The organism is Haloarcula onubensis, from assembly GCF_031624605.1.
Taxonomy (GTDB): domain Archaea; phylum Halobacteriota; class Halobacteria; order Halobacteriales; family Haloarculaceae; genus Haloarcula; species Haloarcula onubensis.
The window spans coordinates 110408-133516 of the sequence record NZ_JAMQOS010000002.1 but is presented as its reverse complement, the minus strand read 5'-3'; the positions used below and the strand labels follow the sequence as shown (position 1 = coordinate 133516).

Sequence of the window (23109 nt, the reverse complement as noted above, 5' to 3'; positions counted from 1 at the left end):
TCTGGCTCCGATATCGCCCCCGTTCTCGACCGAAGTGGGGTGTCAGTTCGAACAGTAGCGGCGTCAGAACGGGCCGTCGGCCTCGGTCAGTCGGCGCATCTCCATCGCGGCCGAGAAGTCCTCCCGGGAGACCACGTGGGTCCCGTCGGGGCTCTCGACGAGGGCGGCGCTGGCCCGGCCGGTGTCGAGTTCGACCAGCGCGTCGAACGCGGACATGTCGGCGGCCAGTCGGGGGAGGTCCGTCACCATCAGGTCCGCGACCGTATCGGCCTCGCGCTGGGCCTTCGAGAGCGTCTTGAAGTCCGCGACGGTGACGACGCCGACCACCTCGCCGCCCCGCGTGACGGTGAACTCCGTCGCCCGCTCGACGAACATCCGGTCGACCAGTTCCTCGACGGTGGCGTCGGCCTCGACCGTGAGTCGCGTCGACCGGGCGATGTCGCCGACGGTCAGGCCCGAAAGCAGGTCCGCGAGCGCAACGGTACGTGACTCGCCGCTGGCCGCGCCGTAGATGAACAGCGCCAGCAGGAGCAGGAGTGGCGAGAAAGAGAGGACGCCGAAGACGGCAAACAGGATAGCGAAGTACGTCCCGACGCGGGCGGCGATGCGGGTCGCCGAGGCGTACGGTCGCGAGCGGGCCAGCAGCGCCCGCAGCACGCGTCCCCCGTCCATCGGGAACGCCGGCAGCATGTTGAACACCGCCAGTACGATGTTGGTGACGGCGAGCCAGCCGACGACGAACAGCGCGACGGCCGCGCTGTCGGGCAGGACGAACAGCCCGGCGTAACAGACCACGCCGGTGAGGATGCTGGTTATCGGCCCCGCGACGGCGATGGTGAACTCCCGGTTCCACTCCCGGGGCAGTTGCTTGAAACTCGCCAGCCCGCCCAGAATCCACAGCGTGATGGACTCCACTTCGAGGTCGTAGCGCATCGCCGCCCACGCGTGGCCCAGTTCGTGCAGCGTGACGCTGACGAACAGCCCTACCGCCGCGAGCGTGCCGATGAGCCACGGCGTCGTCCCGGCCCGCAGGACCGACAGGTCCAGTTCGGTGCCGGCGAGGGCACCGACGATGCCCGCGTAGGTCTCTATTTGGGTCCCGCTGCCGATGAGCCACGCCAGCACCGGCAGAAAGACGAGCAGCGAGATGTTGATCTTGATAGGGATGCCCCAGATTGTCGTGACCTGGAAGTTTCGCACGTGGGGGGAAAGGACACGCCCCGAGTAATAGCTTCGGCTCGGAGCAAACGCAAGAATCAGGACCGCACCGCCCCCAGCACCTCCATGCCCGACTGGGACGTGTATCTGGTGACCGGCGAGTCGCTGTCGGCGGGACGGTCCACCCGCGAAATCGTCGACGACGCTATCGCGGGCGGTGTCGGCGTCGTGCAGTTGCGCGAGAAGGACCGCACCGTCCGGGAGCGCTACGAGATGGGCCGAGAGATACGGGAACGCTGTCGCGAGGCCGGTGTGGCCTTCGTCGTCAACGACCGCGTGGACCTGGCTGGGGCGCTCGACGCCGACGGCGTCCACCTGGGCGACGACGACCTACCGGTGTCGGTCGCCCGGGAACTGCTGGGCGCCGACGCCGTCGTCGGCCGGTCGGTGTCGACCGTCGCGGCCGCCGAGGCCGCCGAGGCCGCCGGCGCGGACTACCTGGGCGTCGGGACCGTCTACCGCACGGGGTCGAAAGACGACATCCCAGAGGACGAACACGGCGTCGGGCCCGAGCGCGTGGCCGAGATAGCCGACGCGGTGGAGCTCCCTCTCGTGGGAATCGGCGGCATCACGGCCGAGAACGCCGCCGCAGTGACGGGAGCGGGCGCTGACGGCGTGGGCGTGATAACCGCGATTACGCAGGCCGAGGACCCCGCGGCGGCGGCGGCGGCGCTACGAGAGGCCGTCGAGCGGGGCAAGCGCGACCGGTCGTAGACCGCTCTCAGCCAGTCAGCTTCCGCCGCAAGCGGGCTTCGTCCACCCGGTATTTGAACGCCGGCGAGCCGTCGAGCAGGACGTAGGGGACCCGGTCGCCGTACTCCGCGCGCAACTCCTCGTCCGTGTCCACGTCCACGAGGGCCATATCGACCGCGACGCCCTCCTCGTCGGCGACTTCTTCGATTGTGTCGATGGCTTCCGCACAGAGATGGCAGTCCTCGCGGGTGTAGACGGTGACCGAGACGTCGCTCATCGTCGGGTCGTAGTCGCCCGACCCTCAAAGGTCTACAGATTGCGAGGCTTTTCTGTACGTGGGGTGTAACGTCCGGGTATGTCAGGCTGGACGGTCGACGAGATGCCGGCGATGGACGGAGAGACGGTGGTCGTCACCGGGGCCAACAGCGGGCTGGGCTACGAGGGGAGCAAGGCCTTCGCCGACGCCGGCGCGACGGTGGTGATGGCCTGCCGTAGCGAGGCCCGCGGCGAGGAAGCCGCCACGGATATCCGCCGGACCGTCAGGGGCGGGCACCTGGAGGTGCGCGTCTGTGACCTCGCGGACCTCGACAGCGTCGCCGCCTTCGCCGCGGGCCTGCGCGAGGAGGCCGACGGCATCGACGTGCTCTGTAACAACGCCGGCGTGATGGCGATTCCCCGCGGGGAGACGGCCGACGGCTTCGAGATGCAACTCGGCGTCAACCACCTGGGCCACTTCGCGCTGACGGGCCACCTGCTGCCCGAACTCCGCGCGAGCGAGGGGGAGAGCCGCGTCGTCACGCAGTCCTCGCAGGCCCACACCGCCGGCGAGATGGACTTCGACGATTTGCAGTCCGAGCGCGAGTACGGCAAGTGGTCCGCCTACGGCCGCTCGAAGCTCGCGAACCTCCTCTTTGCCTACGAACTCCAGCGCCGACTCCGCGAGGCCGACGCGGACGTCACCAGCGTCGCCTGCCACCCGGGGTACGCCGACACCGACCTGCAGTTCCGCGGCCCCCGGGAGATGGGGTCGAGCGTGCGAATGGGGATGATGAAAGTCGCCAACAAACTGTTCGGCCAGTCGGCCGAGCGCGGGGCCCTCCCGATGCTGTACGCCGCGACCAGCCCCGAGGTCACGGGCGGCGAGTACGTCGGTCCCGGCGGCTTCATGCGGATGCGCGGGTCGCCCGAGTTCCAGCGTTCGAACGCCGCCTCGAACGACGAGGCCGACGCCGAGCGACTCTGGGCCGTCTCCGAGGAGCTGACCGGCGTCGAGTACGACTGCGAGTAGCCGAATCGCCAGGTTGTCACGCGGTCCAGTCGCCGAATCATCAGGTTTTCACGTGGGGACACAGAAGTCCCACCACCCTATGCAACCGGTCGAGATAGCGCTGCGGCTGCTGGCCGGGGTCGCGCTCATCCTCGCCAACGGCTTCTTCGTCGCCATCGAGTTCGCGCTGACCCGCGCGCGTCAGTTCACCGAATCGGAGTTCGTCAGCGGCGGCCACCCGGCGCTGGAGCGGGCCTGGGAGATGACCAGCGACCTCGAAATCTACCTGACGAGCTGTCAGGTGGGTATCACGGCCTCCTCCATCGCCGTCGGTATCGTCGCCGAGCCCGCGCTCGCGGCGCTGTTCGAACCCGCCTTCGCCGGGTCGCGGCTGGCGGGCATCGGCCTGGGAGCCGCCATCGCCTTCGCCATCATCAACCTCGTCCACCTCACCCACGGCGAGCAGACGCCGACGTACCTGGGCGTCGAACGCGCCCGGTTCGTCTGTCGCTACGGGGCGACGCCGCTGTACTACTTCGCGAAGCTCATCTCGCCGCTCATCGCGGTCGGCGACCGCGTCGCGAAGTGGACGCTCGCGCTGTTCGGCGTGGAGATGTCCGGCGCGTGGCTCGAGACAGAGGAGGACGTCATCGAGAGCCGCGGGGACCTGCGCAACAAGCTCCACGCGACGCTGGAGGAGGGGGACCTCTCGGAGGAGCGCCGCGAGGAGGTGCTGGCGGCGCTGCACGCGGGCGACCAGCAGGTCCGGGACGTGATGGTCCCCGCCGAGCGCGTGACCGCGCTGTCGACGGCTGATGGCGACGCCGAGAACGCCCGCAAGGTCGCCGAGACACCACACACCCGCTACCCACTGATAGGCGCCGACAGCGACGAGCTACTCGGTATCGTCTACGTCCCCGAACTGCTGCGAGCGGCCCGCGAGGGGCCGCCCGGCGACGCGCTGCTCGCCGGCGTCGACCTCGAAGCCGTGGCGGCGCCGCCGATGACCGTCTCCGCGGACACGAACGTCAGCGACGCCATCGACCGGTTCCAGGCCGAGAGCCAGGAACTGGCGGTCGTCCACGCCGAGGGGGACGTGGTCGGGCTGCTCACTATCACCGACGCCCTGGAAGCGGTGGTCGGTGACATCCGCGACCCGATGGACGAGCGGGCGGGGGTGGCGTAGCGAGACGCCGACCGCAGGGAGGCGTCTCGAAGTGCGAGCGGGGAGACGACCCGCGAGCAGTAGCGAGGGACTGAGCGAAGCGAAGTCCCTCGAAGCGGAACGGAGCGGGACCGTCGGTCCCGCGGGCAGTCGGGGCGGTGCCGCCCGACGACGGCGACCATCGGGAGGCGTAGAGGCAGCAAATACTGTCAGCCGCCACTACTATTATATACAATAACACGTCCATCAGAGAGTGTGCCTGATATAGAAGGCGACGGTGGGACGACAACCGAGTCGTATGGGGAGTCGACCGACACCGGCGGGGGCGTCCTCGACCGCGTGCTAACCGACGGCGTCCGGGGGAACCTCAGTTTCGTCGGCGGTATCGTCCTGGGCGGCCTCGCGTACGTCCTCGCGTTCGCGAGCATCTCGGGGCTGTTCCTCGCGACCGAGGAGCAACAGAACGTCGCGGTCAACGAGGCGGTCGCCGTGGACATGCTGGCAGACGAGAGCAAGCGGGAGGTACTGCTCGCGTTCCTGACTATCGTCCGGGACGCGAACCCAGAGGGCGGGTCGGGCGCGCTACGGCTACTGGGGTGGATTTTCTACAACGCCCACGGGGTGAAACTCAGTGTCGGTACCGAGGGCGGGCTCAGCTTGCTCGTACTGTTTGCCGACTCGACGCTCGTCTACGCGCTCATCCCGGCGGCGCTGCTGTTCTGTCTGGGCGGGCTGGTCGCGCTGTTCAAGCGGGCCGACGGCTTCCTCGGCGGGTTCTTCTCGGGGAGCAGCGTCGTGATGGGGTATCTCCCGCTGGTGGTCGTCGGCGCCCTCTTCGCCACGGTGTCCGGCGCCGGGAGCACCGTCTCGGTCCAGCTACTGCCGGCGATACTGCTGGCCGGTATCCTCTATCCGCTGGTCTGTGGCGGGGCCGCCGGTCTGCTGAAGGTGCTCGTCATCAACGTCTTCTTCGGCGGTATCCGAAGCAGGCTCTGAGCCGGCGACACCGCGTCGGCCGCCGCTATCGGGGCGGCGTGTAGAAGTTCACCGTTTCCAGCGGTTCGTCGCCGTCGTTCTCGATACCGTGGCGCTCGCCGGCGTCGATGCGCAGCAGGTCACCGGCCGCGATGCGCTCGGCCTCGCCGTCGACCGTGGCGACGCCGGTCCCCGAGACGACGAACAGCCACTGGTCGCTCGCTTCGTGGTAGTTCTCCGGGCCGCCGACAGTCCGGCCGGGGTCGACTGTCATCTCTGCGGCCTGGGCCTCGTCGGTCTCCATGACGACCTCGAAGTAGCGCTCGAAGTCGAGGTGTGTACGCTCCATATCGAGCGGTGGGGCGCCGACGAGGAGTGCGTTTCGACGGCGTCACACGGGCGCCAGACGGTCGTCTGACGAGGGTATTTATCCGGCCAGCACCTGCTCAAAACCCATGGACGAAGCGTTCCTCGACCTCGAGGAAGTCGACGTCGAACTGGACGAGGCGTTGCTGGAGGCGGTCGACGACAAGGCCTTCGCGGACCACCGCGACAACCGCGACGCCGCTATCAGGGACCTGCTGGACGAGTGGCTGAAAGAACAGGACTAGGTGGTGTCGCCCAGGACCGCACTCCCCGCGTAGCGCCTCGGCGAAGGCCCCCGTCCAGTCGCCGCGGACGCCGAGCGCGAGCATCGCGGTAGCGCTTCGAGACGCCAACCGACATATCTCTGGAATCCTCGGTCTCCGGACACTCTCAGCGCTCTGTCCGTGTCGCCGTGCCGGTACTCGATGTGAGAACAGCCCGCACGTCTCACGCAGCGTCGGCAGACATCCGGTCGGCGTCACCTCTCTCGGAGACAACTCGCGACGCAGGACCGCGTCCGGGGATGGATTCTTATTCTAAAAATCCTATACTTCTGTCGTATTGTAGATATTATTATACACTATCGTGGCCGAGTCTCTATCGCCCATCGCTGGACAGCGATGGGGCGTTCGTCCGTGAGTCGTCGAACCGAGGCGGTCGGCATCGCGCTCGCGGCCCGAGATGCCGGCTTACCCGCATCACGTCTGCGTATCAGGCAGTGTTGCACTCGGTGGCTGGACCGGTAACACGTCAAAGTCCGGGACAGTCGCGCCCTCCCAGGTTACGACACCGAGAGGAGCCGTCTGAGGCGTGATAATCGGGGAACGTCTGTGCTGACAGTCGCGTGTGGACGTAGAGACAAATGGTCGCGACGCGTCCGGCGGACCCCGACTGTCGGCATCCTCTCTTCGGGGGCCTTTCGCGGAGTCTGTTCGAGAAATCATAATATATTTATTATATCTGTGATTTTGAGGGTTATGGGATTCGTCGCCTGCTGTCGAGGGCAGGCCACGAGGCTGAGCGCGCCGAAAGCGGCACCAGTGTGGGATCTGATAAGCGACAGCCGAGACGGGCAGGTGGCGGCCCGCCCCTCGCAGTCACGCCGGCTGGTCGGCGTGGTCCGAGACGACGTCCCAGTCGTCCGGTGAGAGTACGTGCCCGTCGAACTCGCCGGCCTCCGGATAGGCGGTCGTGACGAGGTACTCCGTTCTGGCACTGAGATAGTGGACGAGCGTGTGGATGTGCTCGCTGGCCAGTCCACCGAGGTCGTCGAGGATGATACACGGGACCTGCTCGGCGACGTCGAACGCCTCGTGCCCGGCGAGTGCAGCGATGAGGCCGATGAGTTCGACCTCCCCCTCCGAGAGGGCGTCGACGGATATCTCACGCCCGTCCCGGGCGATGAGCAGTTCCAGTTGCTCGGTGCGGCCCGAGTCGGGGTCGACGTGGTGTCGCAGTCGCGCGCTCTCGAAGCTCGGATTGAACCTGTCGACGACGTCTTCGAGGGCCTCGTCGAACGCGGTGCGCGCCGTCCTGATTACCCGCTCGCGCCGCGAGCGGAGGTCCTCTATCTCTCCGGAGAGCGAGTCGAGGCGCTCTTGTAGCTGTTCGCGCTGCTGGGCCTGCGTCTCCAGTTGGTCCCGGTCCTCGCGGTGGCGCTCCAGTTTCGTCTCGGTCCGCGCTATCTCCTGGTCGAGTGACTGTCGTCGGTCGTCGGTTTCCTGCACTCGCGCTTCCAGCGTCTCGACGCGCTCGCTGGACGACGCCAGTTCGTCTCTCGCGTCCGAGAGTTCGTCCCGCGAGTCCGCCAGGTTCGTCCGGAGTTCGTCCAGTCCGTCTTCGAGTGACTGTTTCCGCCGGCGCTGTTGCTCTATCTCGCGCTGTCTGTCCTCGAGTTCGGACACCGTCGACTGGAGCTCCGAGCGTCGCTCCCGACGGTCGGAGATGGCGTCGCTCAGCCCGTCCATCTGCTCTTCGATGTCGTCGCGGGTGGTGTCGCTGCCACAGACCCAGCAGGTGAGATGGTCGCTGTCGATGCGGCGCTCGACGTCCGCGACGACGTCGAGATGACCCTGGTCGAGTACCTGCTTCGTGGCGTTGTACAGCGCTTCCAGCGTCTCGATTTCCCCGTCGAGTTCCCGGAGCGCCGACTGTTTCTCCGCCAGCGTCTCGGGGAGGTCGGGAGCCGTGGAGACTGTCAGCGCGTCCAGTTCGCGCTCCTTGTCCGCTATCTGCGATTCCAGCGACTCGGTTTTTCCTTCGAGCCGGTTGACGCGCTGACTGGCCTGCTCGCGTTCGCGGCGCGCCTGTGTGAGTTCCGTCCGCAGTTCGGCCTGCGCACCGCTCTCGTCGGCCGTCCCCTCGAGGTCGTCGGCCTCGGCCTCTAGCTCCGCGAGTTCGGATTCGAGACTGTTGATAGTGTCCGTCTTCGCCGGCAGTTTCTCCGCCGCCTGCTGGGCGCGTTCGAGTTCGGCTTCGACCGTCTCTCGCTCCGCTTTCAGTCGCGCAATCTGGCCTTCGATGTCCTCTCGTTCCAGCGGTTCGACGAGATGTGGAGTGAGGTCCTCGCCCTCGCGGACCGCGGTCCGAACCCGGTTGCGCTCGTCCAGAAAGGCGAACAGTTCGGCGACGGCCTGCTCGCGCTCGTCGGTAAGATACGGCCGACCGTCCGCCGTGACAGTCCCGCCGGTCCGCCGGAGGCGGCGCTCGTACTCCTCGTCGGGCGTCCGTAGCCGTACGTGACCCGCATCTACGCCGTCGGTGAGCGTCGATGACGTGACTGAGCCCCCCAGCACTGTCCTGAGCGCGGTTACGAGCGACGTCTTACCCTGCCAGTTGCTCGCCTGCACGGCGTTGATGCCGGGCTCGACGGTCGGTTCGCCGTCGCGAATACCGGCGATGTTTGAAACCTCGAGTTCCCACATATACATTATTACTGGTCGGCTGTGACTTAAATCGGTCGCCAAACACCGGACCGTCTCGGCGTGCGGTTAGTCGTCACGGTGGTCGGCACAGACGTATCCCTGCTCGTAGGCCTGTTCGACGGTGACGCGGGTCGGGCACTCCGGACAGGAGAGGTACGACTGAACCTGTAACTCCGCCGCCTCGACGTCGCTGATACGGTCCTTGTTCCCGAGCGACTGCAGCGCCGACTCCAGATGCGTGCGGTACGTGTTGGTCGCGACGCGCACCCGGTCTATCTCCCACTCCGTTTCCGACGCGGGCGTGTCCTTGGTCGCGTCGAGACAGTCTTTCAGGTGCCGCGAGAGCGTGCTCTTGCCGATGAACTGCCCGGTCAACGCCTCGCCGTCGATGCCGTCGTCGGCGAGTTCCGAGTGGAGTTCCGCCAGTTTGTGCTCCGGGATGTCGTTCCCCCGGAGCGCCTCGTAGTCCGAATCGAGGCGGACACTCGATTCGGAGCGCCCGTGGTCGCGATAGACCGTCTTGAGCACCTGCTTGTTGAACCACTCCGAGAGCGTCCGCAGGCCGACCGGGTCCGTCTCGCCCTCGCCGGTCCATCTGGCGACGAGATACGAATCGAGGCCCCCGTCGAATCGGGCCGGTGGCGTGATACCGTGTTCGGCGCGAACCCGGTCGACTTTACAGCAGTGCGTCGGTGCCATTGACTTTGTCATTGTGGATTGCCCGTTGGTAAGCGTTATGATTACCGCGATGGACTCGCCGTCGAAGGCCACGCTGGGACGGATATAGGGCGTCTCAACCTGAGAGGGGGCAGACGAGATGCCCGCCGCCAAGCTGGGACAGGTATAGTGGCGTCCCAGAGAGGGAGGTCACGGCGGGGTGTTCGCGGCCGGAGCGACTATCCGTGGTCCGTGTGCCCGCAGCGGGTACGTCCGCAGAGCGAAAGCGACGCTTGCGGGCGTCGTCTCGGGGTATCGCACTGGGGACGGGCGGTGAGAGAACGCCAACCGGCCGTCACGTCACCGCCCGCTCACGGCATCGATATCTCGAGTTCGAACTCGTTGGCGATGCCCAGAACCTGGTTCGGGAGTTCGGTCTCGAACCACTCGTCGTCCATGCGCTTTGCGGGACTCGCGGCGCTGAACGACCCGATGACGCGGTCGTCGGGGCCGCTGACTGGCACGCCGACGGCTTTGATACCGTCGAGTTGCTCCTCGCGGTTGAACGCGAAGCCGCGGTCCCGTATCTCGTCGAGTTCCGCGTACAGTTCGTCGCGGTCGGTGATCGACTGGTCGGTCTCGGGCGCGAGCCCGCGCCGGTCGATAATCTCGTCGACACGCTGGCGCGGAAGCGATGCGAGTATCGCCTTCCCGCTCGCCGTGACGTGCAGCGGCGCCTGCTTGCCGACCGTCGAGTAGCTCCACACGGCGTGTTTCCCGGAGTTGGTGTAGAGGTAGACGCCGCGACCGTGCTCCTCGACGAGGAAGACGGCCCGGCAGTCGGTCTCCTCGGCCAGTTGTTCGGTGTACGACTGGACGACCTGGTGTTCGTCCCGGAGGTTGCGAGCGTGGATGCCGAGACGCAGGAACTCGAGACTCAGCCGGTAGAAGTCGCCGTCCTTGGTGACGAACTCTTCCCCGACCAGCGTGGCGAGATGGCTGTGGACCGTACTGGACGCCATGTCGAGTCGGTCGGCGAGTTCGGTCACCCGCACCGGCCCGTGCTCCTCTAGCGCCCGCACGATTTCCAGGGTCGTCCGCGTCGTCTGCAGGGTTCGTGTCTGTGTGTCGTTGGTCATGCGTACACTCCACATGGACAGTATATAAAATCCACCGCTGGGGGACAGATAGTGTGTGAAGTCGTCTCACGCACGGGTCTGAGTTGCGTGGTCCCGGACCCGGACTCGACTGGAGAGATGTGAAGCAACCGTAGATACCCAGAGCCGCCCGAATACGGAAATAGCATATAAAGTACTGCGCTCGGGGACAGTGCCGAGAGCGTGACTGTTTGCATGAAGAACCGCAGGAAAACCGTTCGACTGTCTGTTTATCTCGATATATTCACGATAATCTCCGCCGAGAGAACAGTCAGCCCGAGGGTTCGAGGGGGCGATTCGCGAGGCGAGGATTTGCGGACGATAAATCGTTATAGATTGGGCGACCAGCACCGCAGCTCACCGACGCGGTCGCGAGCGAGAACGAGGTGGCAGTGCGGCCCGGTCAGAGACCCAGCATCTCGCGGGTCTCGTCGGTGTCGGCGATAGGTCGGTTCAGTTCGTCGGCGATACGGGCCGCCCGTTCGACGAACTGGGCGTTGCTCTCGGCGAGTTCGCCCTTTCGGTAGTAGATGTTGTCCTCCATCCCGACCCGAACGTGGCCGCCCATGGTGATAGCCATCGTCGTGAGCGGGAGCTGGTGTCGACCGACCGCGAGCGCCTGCCACTCGGCGGGCTCGGGGAGGTTGTCCACGAGGTTTATCAGATTGCGCGGCTGGGCCGGCGTGCCGGTCTGCATCCCGAGAATGAGGGTACACCAGTACGGGGTATCGAGGAGTCCCTCGTCGATGAGATGCTCCATCTCGGGGTAGTGACCGGGGTTGAAGACCTCAAGTTCGGGTTTCACGCCCGCGTCCCGCAGCCGTTCTGCGTACTCCTCGTTTTGCTCACGGGTGTTCACGGCCGTCCTGGTCTGTCCGAAGTTCATCGGCCCGAGGTCCATCGTCGCCATCTCGGGGCGGGGGTCGGTCTCAAGCGCCGGCGCGATGCGTTCCTCGCGAGAGAAGATGCCCCCACCACCCGTGGTGAAGTTGACGATGATGTCGTCGCAGTACTCGTCGATGGTGTCGAGCAGCTCCTGGTATCGCGCGACGGACTTCGTCTTCTCGCCGTTCTCGTCTCTCGCGTGGAGGTGGACGATGGAGGCACCGGCTTCCTCACACGCCGCCAGGTCCTGTGCGACTTCGACGGGCTGTTCGGGGAGATTCGGATTGGCGTCCTTGCCGTGGTGGCCACCGGTCGTCGCCACGCTGATGATGAGCTTCTTCTCGAAGTAGTCGTCGTACCCGCTGTAAGGCATAGTCGGATTCGACTCGGAACGATTATTTAGACCTTGTGGTGGAAGGGGGCTTTCCCACCCCTGTGACGGCCTGTCACGCAAAGTTTTATATTCTGCGTGTAACTCTTCTGCGCTATGCGTCCCGATAGTACCGCGATCGTCACCGGTGGCGCCCGCGGTATCGGACAGTCGATCTGTGTAGAACTCGCCCGCCGGGGGGCCCGAGTCGTCGTCGCCGACCTCGACAGCGAGGAGATGGCGGAGACGGCGGAACTGGTCGAAGAGACCGGCCAGCGCTGTGAGGTCCTCGAAACGAACGTCGCCTCCAGCGAGAGCGTCCAGGAGACGGTCGAATGGGTCCTCGAGGAGTTCGGGTCCATCGAATGCCTGGTCAACAACGCCGGCATCGCCGGGCCGACGGCACCCTGTGAGGGCGTCTCCACCGAGGAGTGGGAACAGACACTCGCGGTCAACCTCAAGGGCCCGTTCCAGATGTGCCGCGAGGTCATTCCCCACATGAGAGCCGCGTCGTTCGGCCGAATCGTCAACATCGCGTCGGTGACGGGGAAACGCCCCCTGCCGAACCGGACGCCCTACGCGACCAGCAAGATGGGCGTCATCGGGTTCACGCGGACCCTCGCCGCGGAGGTGGGGGACGCGAACATCAACGTCAACGCGGTCTGTCCCGGGTCGGTCGACGGGCCACGAATCAGGCGGGTCTTCGAGCGCCAGGCCGAGGAGACCGGCCAGACCTACGAGGAGGTCCGCGGTGAGGTCGAACGCGAGGCCGCCCGCGGCGAACTCGTCGACCGCGAGGACGTCGCCGACCTCGTCGGCTACCTCTGTTCCGAGCAGGCAGAGCGGATAACGGGCCAGGACATCAACGTCTCCGCCGGCAAGGTCATGTACTGACGGAGACGCGCGAGCGGAGTCCAGCGCGCGACCGAACACACGACACGGGCCCCAATCGGACACAGACGGCCCCCAATCGGCCGCGGACGCCGGTCGCCGAGTGGCGGCCACGCCAGTTCATCTGTCGGAAAGTCCATCATTAACAAAACATATATATAGGGACTATAGGTATGTGCAAGTGCATGTCAGGGCAGCAGTCTTCAGACTCCAGACGGTCGTTTATGACTCGTGTCGCTGGCGCGACCGGCGTCGGTATCATGGGCTCGCTCGCGGGCTGTGGTGGCGATTCCGGCGGGTCGGGCAGCGACGGCGGGCCGTCGATGGCCTCGATAGCCAACCGAAACAACTCCTACTGGCTGAGCTGGGAGAAAGGCTACCTCGAGGCGGCCAAGGCGTTCGGCTACGACACCAACGTCCAGACCAACAACGGGGAAGTCTCGACACAGAAACAGCAGTTCGACACCGCAGTCTCGAACGGCGCGGAGTTCATCGTCGGACAGACCTACACCAACGCCGCCGCCATCACGCTGGCGGAGACGTTGGCCCAGAACCAGACCCCGGGCGTCCTCGCAGTGACCATCGCCGACTGGTTCGTCCCGCAGGACGCCGGCGAGGAGTACGTGACGTTCTTCACGCCACACTTCGTCAACCACGCCTACACCGGCGCGAAGATGCTGTTCGAGGCGATGGGCGGCAGCGGGAAGTTCGTCCACATCGAGGGGAACCGCGGGACCGCGCCGAACATCGGCCGAAACAAGGGCGTGGACCTCGCGCTGGAGGAGTACCCCGACATCGAGATGGCCGGGGCGCGCCAGCCGGGTAACTTCATCCGCTCGGACGCCCGGTCGGTCATGAACGACAAAGTGTCCCAGTTCGGTGACGACATCGACGGGTTCTTCGGGCAGAACGACGCCGTCGCGCTGGGTGGGCTCACCATCCTCGAAGAGAACGACATCGACGTGCCCGTCGTCGGTATCGACGCCAGCGAACCGGGGCTGGCGGCCATCGCCAACGACCGCATGACCGGGACGGTCTCCGGGATGGGGCCGTGGCAGGCCGGCTGGTCCGTCGCGAAGTGTCACGACTACATCAACGGCCACACGCTGAGCGCGGCCGAGAAGATGATGTCGTTCAACGCGCCGGTCTGTGTCAAGGACCCGAGCCAGTGGACGGACGCTATCGACCGGTTGCCCGTCGTCGACGCCGCCGAGTACAACTCGGCCATCTTCGACGGCGAGACGCCCTACGACTGGAAGAAGATGTCCGTCGTCGAGGCCGGCGAGGACTCGTGGGACCCACAGATAGATATGGCGCCGATGAACCTCGAGGACATGAAGGAGGTCCTCGACTGGAAGGACGCGGACAAGCCATCGGGGTACAGTCTGCCCGAGGTCTACACCGACAGCGCGGCCCAGGAAGAGGCCACCAAGCTCTACCAGGACCAGTTCCAGAATAACCCACTGAACTAACCCCGAACGTAAACAATGTCCTCAGAGACACACACAGGCACGATGGACGAGGCGAGGAACTCGCCAGCCGGCGACTCGTACAGTTTCCGCGTCGACGGTATCTCGAAATCGTTCCGACACGTCCAGGCGCTCAAGGACGTCTCACTGGAAGTCAACCACGGCGAGGTCATCGGCCTCGTCGGGGAGAACGGGGCCGGCAAAAGCACCCTCCTGAACATCCTCACGGGGGTCCTCGAGGCGGACGAGGGACAGCTCTACGTGGACGGTGACTCGGTCACGTTCACGAACCCGCGTGAAGCAGCCAACTACGGTGTCTCTCTGGTCCACCAGGAACAGGACGTCATCACCACGCTTCGGGGGTACGAGAACCTCTATCTCGGCCGGGAGAAAGAGCGCTTCGGCGTACTCGAGAAAGAGGAGATGCGCGAGAGCGCCCAGGCCTTCGTCGACGACCTCGGTATCGATATCGACGTCAACGACCTGGTCCGGGACTACACGTTCAACGAGCGCCAGATGCTGGAGATAGCCAAGGCGTTCCACGTCTCCCAGAAGTCCGACAACCCGGTCATCCTGCTCGACGAACCGACCGCCGGGCTCGAGGAGAGCGGCCGCGAGATTCTCTTCGACCTCGTCAACGACCTCCGGGACCGGGCGACCTTCGTGTTCGTCTCGCACGAACTCGACGAGGTACTGGAGATATCCGACCGCATCTACGTGCTGAAAGACGGCGAGCAGGTCGGCGTGACAGACGTCGAGGACGCGACGACGGACTCGCTGCAGCGAGCGATGGTCGGCCGGGAGACGGCCGACGAGTACTACCGCGTGCCGGACCAGCGCCGGGAGTCCCAGCTTGGCGACGTCGCGATGGCAGTCGATAGCGTCGCCCACGGCGACGAGGTGGGCCCGGCGTCGTTCACCCTGCGCGAGGGAGAGATATTCGGCATCGTCGGCGTCGAAGGGTCGGGCAAGCAACGGTTCGGTCGCCTGCTGGCCGGCGACCTGGAGATGACCGAGGGCACAGTTACCGTCGACGGGACCGACCTCGACAATCCGTCGGTCTCGGACATGGTCGACGCCGGTGTCGGCTACATCCCGAAAGACCGGAAGTCCGAGGGCCTGCTCCTGTACCAGTCGGTGCTGGTGAACACGTCGCTGGCGATGATTCGCGACATGAACGGCAGCATGCCGATGCTGGACCTCGACGCCGAGCAGGCGGCGACAGCGGACGCCATCGAGGAGCTCTCGATAAAGACGCCGGGACCGAACGCGCTCGTCCACGGGCTCAGCGGCGGCAACCAGCAGAAAGTGGTCATCGCCAGGTGGCTCGCCCAGGACACGCCCGTCCTCGTGATGGACAACGTCACGCGGGGCATCGACGTGGGTGCGAAAGAGGAGGTGTATCGACTGTGCCGAGAACTGACCGAGCGGGGCGTCTCGATAGTCTTCATCGGTGACGAACTACCGGAGGTCATCGGGATGTCGAACCGTATCGGCGTGATGGCCAAGGGCCAGTTCGTCGCCGAACCGTTCGACGCCTCACCTGGCAACAAACCAACGGAAGAAGACCTGATACAGGAGATGATATAACGATGAGTACAAGCAGTGTCAGCGAGTGGATAAACAGCCAACGAGAGCAACGCACCCTCCAGGACTGGATTCAGGACCTCGGGCCCTTCGTCATGCTGTTTGGCCTTGTGGTCATCTTCACCGTGACGACGGAGCGCTTTTTCACCGAGGCCAACCTGATAGACAACGTCGCGAAAAACGCCGTGACCTTGCTGCTGATCGCGCTCGCGGGAACGTTCCCCATTCTCCAGCAGAGCATCGACCTCTCGGTCGAGTCGGTCGTCTTGCTGACCGGCGTCACCACGGTCGTCCTCATCGCCGAGTACGGACTGGGGCTGCTGGCGATTCCCATCGCCATCGGCGTCGGGATGCTCGCGGGCCTGTTCAACGGGCTGGTGTTCACGAAGCTCAAGGTCCCGTCGTTCCTCGTCACGCTGGGGACGCTGTCCGTGCTGGCCGGGGTCGGGAAGATAATCACCGGCGGGTCGACCATCACGTTCCGGAACGACTCCATCCGCGCCATCGCCACCGGGAACGTCTTCGGCATCCCCAACCTCGTGCTCTGGGGCCTGCTGATATACGCCGCCACCATCGTCCTGGCCTTCCGCACGAAGTTCGGGCGGTACTGCTTCGCGCTCGGCGAGAACGAGCGCGTCGTCGAACTCGCCGGCGCGAAGGTCGACCGGTACAAGATATACCCGTTCGTGCTGTCGGGACTGCTCTGTGGCATCGCGGGCGTCCTGCTCACGCTCCGGATTTCCTCGGCCTCGCCGAACATCGGGAGCGGGAACCTGCTGCCGAGTATCGCCGCCATCGTCATGGGCGGGACGGCACTGACCGGCGGGGTGGGCGGCCCGCACCGGACCATCCTCGGCGTGCTCGTCATCGCTGTCCTGAACAACGGGATGAACCTGCTCGCCGTCGACTCCTTCGTCCAGGAGATAATCCTCGGCCTCGTGGTCGTCGCGGCCGTCGCGCTGTCTATCGACCGCGACAAGATAGACGTCGTGAAGTAATCGGCCTTCACTGTTTCTCCGTTTCCGACGCCCCGGCAGTTCGCGCTGTGAGCGGGCGGGCCGACCGATTTCCAGATTCGATAACCTGCAGTAAATGTTTAAACAATAGTGTTAATACTGTGCGTATGGTCGGCGAGACAGACGATCCAGGAGGGGAGAGTGCCGTCGGAGCGCGTGACGCCGATACCGACGACCTTCCCCCGGAACTCGACGAACTTCGAACGGTGATGGACGCCTGTGCGAACGGTGATTTCACGCGGCGAGTCGCGGTGGAGGGCGACGACGAAGCCATCGCTGCACTCGCGGCGTCGTTCAACGAGATGCTGGACGAAGTAGAGCGACAGACCGGACAGGTACAGGGGCTGGCGACCGTCCTCACGGAGGCGAGTGCGGACGTCGCGGCCGGTGCCGAGACGGTCAGAGACGCCAGCGCCACCGCTGGTGGACAGACCGAAGACATCGCCGTCAACACCGCCGAACAGAAACAGCGCCTGGAGACGGTCGCCGTCGAGATGGAGGCCCTGTCGGCCAGTATCGAGGAGATATCCGCCTCGGCGACCACGGTAGCCGACACCGCAGCGGAGACGCTCCAGCGCGGCACGGAGGGCCAGAGCGCGGCCAAAGAGGCGCTCGAAGAGGTCGACCGGATACGCGAGACCACAGACGCGACCGCTGCGAAGACGGCCGAACTCGAAGGGCAGGTCCAGAAGGTCGGCGACATCGTCGACCTCATCTCGGACGTCGCGGACCAGACCAACTTGCTCGCGCTGAACGCCAAAATCGAGGCCGCACGGGCCGGTGAGGCCGGCGCGGGGTTCGCCGTCGTCGCCAACAACGTCCAGGAACTCTCGGAGGAGGCGATGACGGCGGCCGACCGAATCGCCGAGATGGTCGACGAGATAGAGGCACAGACCGACGACGCGGTGAGCGATATGGACCGGATGCAAAGCAGTGTCGAGGCCGGAGCCGAGACGATAGAGACGGCGCTTGCGGCGCTCACGGACATCACCACCCACATCGAGGAGACCAACCACGGCATCCAGGAAATCGACAGCGCCGCGAAACAGCAGGCCGACGCGGCCCAGCGTATCTTCTCGAGCGTCGACGACGTGACGGCCCTCAGCGACGCCGTCAAGGAGCAGAGCGCCTCCGTGGCCGACGCCGTCGAGGCCCAGGCGGACGCCACGGAGAGTGTCACCGAGAGTTCGGCCCGGCTAACGCAGTACGCCGACATGCTCGAGTCGGCGGTCGACGCACACGAGACGGCCGAGAGTATCTCGACGCGGGCGAGAGAGCGCGCCCTCGAGGAAGCCAGGCAGCGACAGACCGACGCATCGAGCAGTTCGGCCGACCGGAGCGCGGATATCGCGATGGGGACGGTGGCCGACCTCGACAACTCCTACTGGCTCTCCTGGGCGAAGGGGTACCGGAACGCGGCGGACGCGTTCGGATACCGGACCGACGTCAAGGCCAACGACGGCGACGTAGCCAAGCAGCGCCGCCAGTTCGAGGCGGCCATCGAGAGCGGTGTCGACGCCATCGTCGGGCAGACCTACACGAACGAGTCGTCGGTCGAGTTCAGCGAGCGGTGCGTCGACGCGGGCGTCCCGACGGTGCTCGGGGTCACCATCGCCGACTGGTACACGCCCCACGACGCCGGCGAGGAGTACGTCCAGTACATCGCGCCGCACTTCGTCAACCACGCCTACACCGCCGCGACGGTCCTCTTCGAGGAGATGGGCGGGCAGGGGCGGTTCGTCCACGTCGAAGGGAACCCCGGAACGGCGGTCAACTTCGGTCGTAACAGGGGCGTCGAACTCGCGCTGGGTGAGTATCCCGGCATCGAACTGCTCGGCGAACGCCGGGCGGGGCACTTCGTCAAACAGTCCGCAGTCGACGTGATGACGGAACTGGTTCGCAGACACGGTCCCGAGATAGACGGCTTCTTCGCCCAGAACCTCTCCATGGCGGAAGGCGGCCTCTCGGTGCTCAAGGACGCCGGCCACGACGTCCCCATCGCGACCATCGACGCGAGCGAACAGGGGCTGGCGAGGGTCCTCAACGGCGACATCACGGCCACGGTCTCGGGCATGGCGCCGTGGCAGGCAGCGTGGTCCCTCGCGAAGGTCCACGATTACCGCAACGGCCACACTCTCGACCCCGGAGAGCGGATGATGACGTTCAACGCGCCGCTGTGTGTCAAAGACCCCGCGAAGTGGCGTGACGTCGTCGACAGGGTTCCGGTCGTCGACGCCGAGACGTACAAACACGAACTGTTCGACGGGGAGACGCCCTACGACTGGAAGAGGATGTCCGTCGTCGAGGCCGGCGACGAGTGGGACCCACAGATAGCGATGCAGCCGATTCGGGAGGCCGAACTCTCGGAGTTGCTCGGCTGGGAACGGTCGGAGAAACCGGCGGACTACTCACTGCCGGCCGTCTTCGGCGACGACCGGCGACTCGACGCGGTAGAACGGACGTACGCGAGGCAGTTTCGACACGACCCGCTCGACTCGTAGCCGACGCGTCGAAAAGCTGGGGTGCTGCCTGTGACGAAGCGACGATTCAGACGGTGAAGCCGCCGTCGAGGACGAGATTGTGCCCCGTGACGAACGAGGCGTCGTCGCTGGCCAGGAACAACACACCGTCGGCGACCTCTTCCGGTTGGCCGGCCCGGCCCAGCGGGGTTTCTTCGAGGAGGCCGTCGATGGTGTCGCCGTCCTCCATCGTCATCGCCGTCTCGATGACGCCCGGGTTGATGGCGTTTACGCGGATACCGTTCTCGCCGTGTTCGAGCGCGAGTTGCCGCGTGAGGTTCGTCACACCGCCTTTGGAAGTACAGTACAGCGAGGAGTTGTCGATGCCCCTGAGGCCCGCGATAGAGGACATGTTGACGATGGCCCCGCCGTCGTCCTGGTCGGCCATGACGTCGAGCGCAGCCTGACAGCCGAAGTACACCCCCCGGAGGTTGATGTCCATGAGCATGTCGTAGTCGTCGGGCCCGGCCTCCAGAATCGGCATCTGTCGGTCGATGCCGGCGTTGTTGACCATCACGTCCAACGACCCGAAGGTGTCCACGTGGGCCTCGACGGCGGCGTGGAGGTCGTCGGGGTCGCTGACGTCACACTCGACGAACTGTACCTCGCGGCCCATCTCTGCGATTATCTCGTGGGTCGGGTCGCCGCCCATTCGGGGTTCTTCCTGGATGTCACTGACGGTGACACCGGCGCCTTCCTCGGCGAACTTGCGAGCGATGGCGCGTCCGTTGCCCGATGCCGCACCCGTCACTAGTACTGACTGACCGTCGAATCGCGCTGTCATGACGGACTGACGATACCCGGGGTGACCGAATAAGTATTTATGATTAATCCTGACATTTGTGGCGGGTCGCCGTCCGCACCGACCAGACCCCGGCGAGCACACGCCGCTGGCTCTCCGCGCCGAGTGCGTGGGCAGAGTTAAGCGGTCGGCGACGGTTGGCCGAGGTATGAGAGTCGCTCGATGGCACGGGCAGCGCGACGTCCGTGTCGACGACGTCGACGAACCGGCACTCGACGCCGACGCGGTCCGAATCGACGTGACCGCCGCCGGTATCTGTGGGACGGACCTCCACGAGTACGCCGACGGCCCCGACTTCCTCCCGGCGCCGGGTGACCCCCACCCGCTCTCGGGCGTCACGCCGCCGGTACCGCTCGGCCACGAGTTCAGCGGTACCGTCGCCGAGGTCGGCGCGGACGTCACCGCGGTCAGCGTCGGCGACCCCGTCACGGTCAACCCGGCCGTCGTCTGCGAGGACTGCCGGTACTGTCGTGCCGGCGACCACCATCTCTGTCCGGACGTGGCCAACATCGGCCTCGGCATGGAGAGCGGCGGCTTCGCGGAGTCGGTCGTCGCGCCCGAGGGGAACGTCGTCGGCCTCCCGCCCGACCTCCCCGTCGAACTGGGCGCGCTCGTCGAACCGTACGCCGTCGGGCTCCACGCGGTTCGCCGGTCCGCGCTCGACGCCGGGGACAGCGTCGCCGTCTTCGGCTGTGGTCCCATCGGCCTCACGATACTGGAGATGGCGCGGGTGGCCGGCGCCGGGGAGATATTCGTCTCGGAACCGCGGGCCGGACGGCGCGCCCTGGCCGCGGACCTGGGCGCGGACGTCACGCTGGACCCGCGTGCGGGCGACGCCGTCGAGACCGTCCGCGAGGCGACGGACGGGGGCGTCGACGTCGCCTTCGAAGCGGCCGGCGTCACGCCGACGTACACGGCCGCCATCGAGAGCACGAGACACGGGGGCGAGATTCTCACCGTCGGTATCGCACAGTCCCCGGTGGACGTCGTGCCGAAGGACATCGCCGTCCGCGAGCGGTCCATCGTCGGCTCGAACGGCTATCTGAGCGGCCCGCGCGGCCGCGAGGAGTTCGGGGCGGTGGTCGACAGGTTGGCCGCCGGCGACTGCCACCCCGGGGCGCTGGTGACCGGGCGCATCTCCCTCGACGATATCGTCGACGGCGGCTTCGAGGCCCTGCTCGGCGACGACGGCGACCACGTGAAGATACTCGTCGAGCCCTGAACGCCGGGTCGGCGTCCGTGATACACGTTACCAGTACACTCTAATACCTCACCGGTGAGGCGTACACTGTGATGCTCGTACTCCACGCGACCATGCACGTCGAGCCAGCGCACCGCGAGCGCGTCCTGGAGCTGCTCGAATCGCTCGTCGAGGCCTCCCGACAGGACAGCGGCGTCGTCTCCTACCAGGCCGCCGTCGACGTCCTCGACCCGACTGTCGTCCACTTCCGTGAGGTGTACGAGAACGAGTCGCTGTTCGAGGACCACCTCTACTCCGACCACGTCCAGGCGTTCGAAGCGGAGATTACGGAGTACCTGACCGCGGAGCGGGATATCCGCAAGTTCCACGTCGAGTCGGTCGAGCGACTCGACCTGTAGCCGCCGACGGACACAAAGAATTATGCACATTGGTGAGAGTAATCGAGACAGAATGCAGACCGACCAGCAGGCAGCAATCGCCGACCAGTACGGCGTGCTGATAGACGGCACGGAACGGGACGTTTCGGGCGAGACAATCGACGTGTTCGACCCGGCGACGGGCGACCGGCTCACCACCGTCGCGGCGGCGACGGCGGACGACGTGAACGAGGCCGTCGACGTGGCCCAGGAGGGCTTCGAGACCTGGCGCGGCTACACCCCGGCAAAGCGGTGTCGCATCCTCAACGACGTGGCCCGGGCCATCCGGGACGAGAAAGAGCGCTTCGCCCGCATCGAGACGCTGGAAAACGGGAAGCCCATCTCCGAAGCGAGGGGGCAGATAGCGCGCTGTGCCCGCCACTTCGAGTACTACGGCGGCCTCGCCGACAAGGTAGAGGGCGAGAGCATCCCGCTCGACGACGACCACGTGGACTACACGATTCGGGAACCGCTGGGGGTCACGGGCCACATCGTCCCCTGGAACGTCCCGGCCTATCTGTTCGCGCGAAGCGTCGCACCGGCACTCGCGGCCGGGAACGCGGCGGTCGTCAAGCCCGCGGAGGAGACGCCCATCGGCGCGCTCGAACTCACGAAGCTGTTACACGAGAACGGCGTGCCCGAGGCCGCCGTCAACGTCGTGCCCGGCGAGGGCGACCCCGCCGGCGCGACGCTCTCGGGCCACCCCGACATCGGGTCCGTCACCTTCACCGGGTCGACCGCCACGGGGCGTGCGGTGGGGAAAGCCGCCATCGACAACCTGACCGAACCGCACCTCGAACTCGGCGGCAAGAGCCCGCTGGTCGTCTACGAGGACGGTGACCTCGACGTCGCCGTCGCGGAGACCATCAAGGGCATCTTCGCGACCAACACCGGGCAGGTCTGTTCGGCCTCCTCGCGCGTCGTCGTCCACGAGGACGTGAGCGACGCCTACGTCGACAAACTCGTGGCCGCCGTCGAGGAGCTCTCCATCGGTCCCGGCGTCGACGACCACGACGTCGGGCCGCTCGCCTCGGCGACACACATGGAGAAGGTCGCCGAGTACTTCGACATCGGTCGCGAGGAACTGGGCGAGCCGGTGACCGGCGGGCGCGTGCTGGACCGCGACGGCTACTACGTCGAGCCGACGGTGTTCGCGGACGTCCCACAGGACGCCCGGATTTGCCAGGAGGAGGTCTTCGGGCCGGTGCTGACCGTGAGCACGTTCGCCGACGAGGCCGAGGCCATCCGGCGGGCCAACGACGTCGACTACGGGCTCGTCGCGGGCGTCGTCACGACCGACCTCGGGAAGGCCCACCGGTTCGCGCGGGACGTCGACGCCGGACAGATATACGTCAACGAGTGGTTCGCCGGCGGCAACGAGACGCCCTTCGGGGGCTTCAAGGACAGTGGCGTCGGCCGCGAGAACGGCACCCAGGCCATCCACAACTACACGCAGATAAAGAACGTCTGTCTCGACATCTCTGACTGACGGCGACGACAGTCGACTGCGGGACGACGACACCCCCCGCAT

21 protein-coding genes are annotated in these 23109 nt (G+C 66.0%); 13 read left to right on the top strand and 8 right to left on the bottom strand.

Annotated features, from left to right (window positions below; translation table 11 throughout):
• Positions 1-63 precede the first annotated feature (63 nt).
• Complete coding sequence (locus NDI86_RS07395) at positions 64-1200, bottom strand: site-2 protease family protein (protein ID WP_310899775.1); 1137 nt, start codon at positions 1198-1200, stop codon at positions 64-66.
• Positions 1201-1284: 84 nt separating this feature from the next.
• Between NDI86_RS07395 and thiE the strand changes: the two genes are divergently transcribed.
• On the top strand, positions 1285-1932 hold the full coding sequence (gene thiE, locus NDI86_RS07390; RefSeq protein WP_310899774.1) for a thiamine phosphate synthase: 648 nt from the start codon (positions 1285-1287) through the stop codon (positions 1930-1932).
• A gap of 7 nt (positions 1933-1939) precedes the next feature.
• Here thiE and NDI86_RS07385 read toward each other — a convergent pair whose 3' ends face one another.
• A complete protein-coding gene (locus NDI86_RS07385; RefSeq protein WP_310899773.1) occupies positions 1940-2188 on the bottom strand; it encodes a glutaredoxin family protein in 249 nt (82 codons plus the stop codon).
• Between the two features lie 78 nt (positions 2189-2266).
• On the opposite strand from NDI86_RS07385, the gene NDI86_RS07380 reads away from it, so the two are divergent.
• The 3 genes from NDI86_RS07380 to NDI86_RS07370 all read left to right on the top strand — a co-directional run bounded on the left by NDI86_RS07380 (position 2267) and on the right by NDI86_RS07370 (position 5339).
• On the top strand, positions 2267-3199 hold the full coding sequence (locus tag NDI86_RS07380; protein ID WP_310899772.1) for an oxidoreductase: 933 nt from the start codon (positions 2267-2269) through the stop codon (positions 3197-3199).
• Between the two features lie 79 nt (positions 3200-3278).
• Positions 3279-4364 carry a hemolysin family protein gene (locus tag NDI86_RS07375; protein WP_310899771.1) on the top strand — a complete coding sequence of 362 codons (1086 nt, stop codon included), beginning with the start codon at positions 3279-3281 and terminating at the stop codon, positions 4362-4364.
• A 234-nt stretch (positions 4365-4598) separates the two neighbouring features.
• Positions 4599-5339 (top strand): DUF7978 family protein, encoded by a 741-nt coding sequence (locus NDI86_RS07370; protein ID WP_310899770.1) that lies wholly within the window; start codon positions 4599-4601, stop codon positions 5337-5339.
• Between the two features lie 25 nt (positions 5340-5364).
• Here NDI86_RS07370 and NDI86_RS07365 read toward each other — a convergent pair whose 3' ends face one another.
• Positions 5365-5667, bottom strand: coding sequence for a cupin domain-containing protein (locus NDI86_RS07365; protein ID WP_310899769.1), 303 nt, complete (start codon positions 5665-5667; stop codon positions 5365-5367).
• 106 nt (positions 5668-5773) lie between these two features.
• On the opposite strand from NDI86_RS07365, the gene NDI86_RS07360 reads away from it, so the two are divergent.
• Positions 5774-5929, top strand: coding sequence for a ribbon-helix-helix protein, CopG family (locus NDI86_RS07360; protein ID WP_310899768.1), 156 nt, complete (start codon positions 5774-5776; stop codon positions 5927-5929).
• Positions 5930-6781: 852 nt separating this feature from the next.
• Here NDI86_RS07360 and NDI86_RS07355 read toward each other — a convergent pair.
• The 4 genes from NDI86_RS07355 to NDI86_RS07340 form a co-directional block, all read right to left on the bottom strand.
• Positions 6782-8608 (bottom strand): archaea-specific SMC-related protein, encoded by a 1827-nt coding sequence (locus tag NDI86_RS07355; protein ID WP_310899767.1) that lies wholly within the window; start codon positions 8606-8608, stop codon positions 6782-6784.
• 66 nt (positions 8609-8674) lie between these two features.
• Positions 8675-9307, bottom strand: a complete 633-nt coding sequence (rdfA, locus tag NDI86_RS07350) for a rod-determining factor RdfA (protein ID WP_310899766.1) — start codon at positions 9305-9307, stop codon at positions 8675-8677.
• A 329-nt stretch (positions 9308-9636) separates the two neighbouring features.
• A complete protein-coding gene (locus NDI86_RS07345; RefSeq protein WP_310899765.1) occupies positions 9637-10404 on the bottom strand; it encodes an IclR family transcriptional regulator in 768 nt (255 codons plus the stop codon).
• Between the two features lie 421 nt (positions 10405-10825).
• Positions 10826-11680, bottom strand: coding sequence for a beta-keto acid cleavage family enzyme (locus NDI86_RS07340; RefSeq protein ID WP_310899764.1), 855 nt, complete (start codon positions 11678-11680; stop codon positions 10826-10828).
• A gap of 114 nt (positions 11681-11794) precedes the next feature.
• Here NDI86_RS07340 and NDI86_RS07335 point away from each other — a divergent pair, with 114 nt between their 5' ends.
• From NDI86_RS07335 to NDI86_RS07315, 5 genes are all read left to right on the top strand, one after another.
• The gene (locus NDI86_RS07335; protein WP_310899763.1) at positions 11795-12571 is read left to right on the top strand and encodes an SDR family NAD(P)-dependent oxidoreductase; all 777 of its coding nucleotides are present in this window, start codon (positions 11795-11797) and stop codon (positions 12569-12571) included.
• A gap of 221 nt (positions 12572-12792) precedes the next feature.
• Entirely contained in the window at positions 12793-14040 is a 1248-nt protein-coding gene (locus NDI86_RS07330) for a sugar ABC transporter substrate-binding protein (RefSeq protein WP_310899762.1), read from the top strand.
• 15 nt (positions 14041-14055) lie between these two features.
• Positions 14056-15627, top strand: coding sequence for a sugar ABC transporter ATP-binding protein (locus NDI86_RS07325; protein WP_310899761.1), 1572 nt, complete (start codon positions 14056-14058; stop codon positions 15625-15627).
• Positions 15628-15719: 92 nt separating this feature from the next.
• Positions 15720-16622, top strand: a complete 903-nt coding sequence (locus tag NDI86_RS07320; protein ID WP_417936256.1) for an ABC transporter permease — start codon at positions 15720-15722, stop codon at positions 16620-16622.
• A gap of 125 nt (positions 16623-16747) precedes the next feature.
• Positions 16748-19141, top strand: coding sequence for a methyl-accepting chemotaxis protein (locus NDI86_RS07315; protein ID WP_310899759.1), 2394 nt, complete (start codon positions 16748-16750; stop codon positions 19139-19141).
• A gap of 46 nt (positions 19142-19187) precedes the next feature.
• Here NDI86_RS07315 and NDI86_RS07310 read toward each other — a convergent pair whose 3' ends face one another.
• Entirely contained in the window at positions 19188-19943 is a 756-nt protein-coding gene (locus NDI86_RS07310; RefSeq protein ID WP_310899758.1) for an SDR family NAD(P)-dependent oxidoreductase, read from the bottom strand.
• A 166-nt stretch (positions 19944-20109) separates the two neighbouring features.
• On the opposite strand from NDI86_RS07310, the gene NDI86_RS07305 reads away from it, so the two are divergent.
• The 3 genes from NDI86_RS07305 (at position 20110) to NDI86_RS07295 (ending at position 23067) form a co-directional block, all read left to right on the top strand.
• The gene (locus NDI86_RS07305; RefSeq protein WP_310899757.1) at positions 20110-21183 is read left to right on the top strand and encodes a 2,3-butanediol dehydrogenase; all 1074 of its coding nucleotides are present in this window, start codon (positions 20110-20112) and stop codon (positions 21181-21183) included.
• 71 nt (positions 21184-21254) lie between these two features.
• Positions 21255-21560, top strand: a complete 306-nt coding sequence (locus tag NDI86_RS07300) for a putative quinol monooxygenase (RefSeq protein WP_310899756.1) — start codon at positions 21255-21257, stop codon at positions 21558-21560.
• Between the two features lie 52 nt (positions 21561-21612).
• Positions 21613-23067, top strand: a complete 1455-nt coding sequence (locus NDI86_RS07295) for an aldehyde dehydrogenase family protein (protein WP_310899755.1) — start codon at positions 21613-21615, stop codon at positions 23065-23067.
• Positions 23068-23109 lie beyond the last annotated feature (42 nt).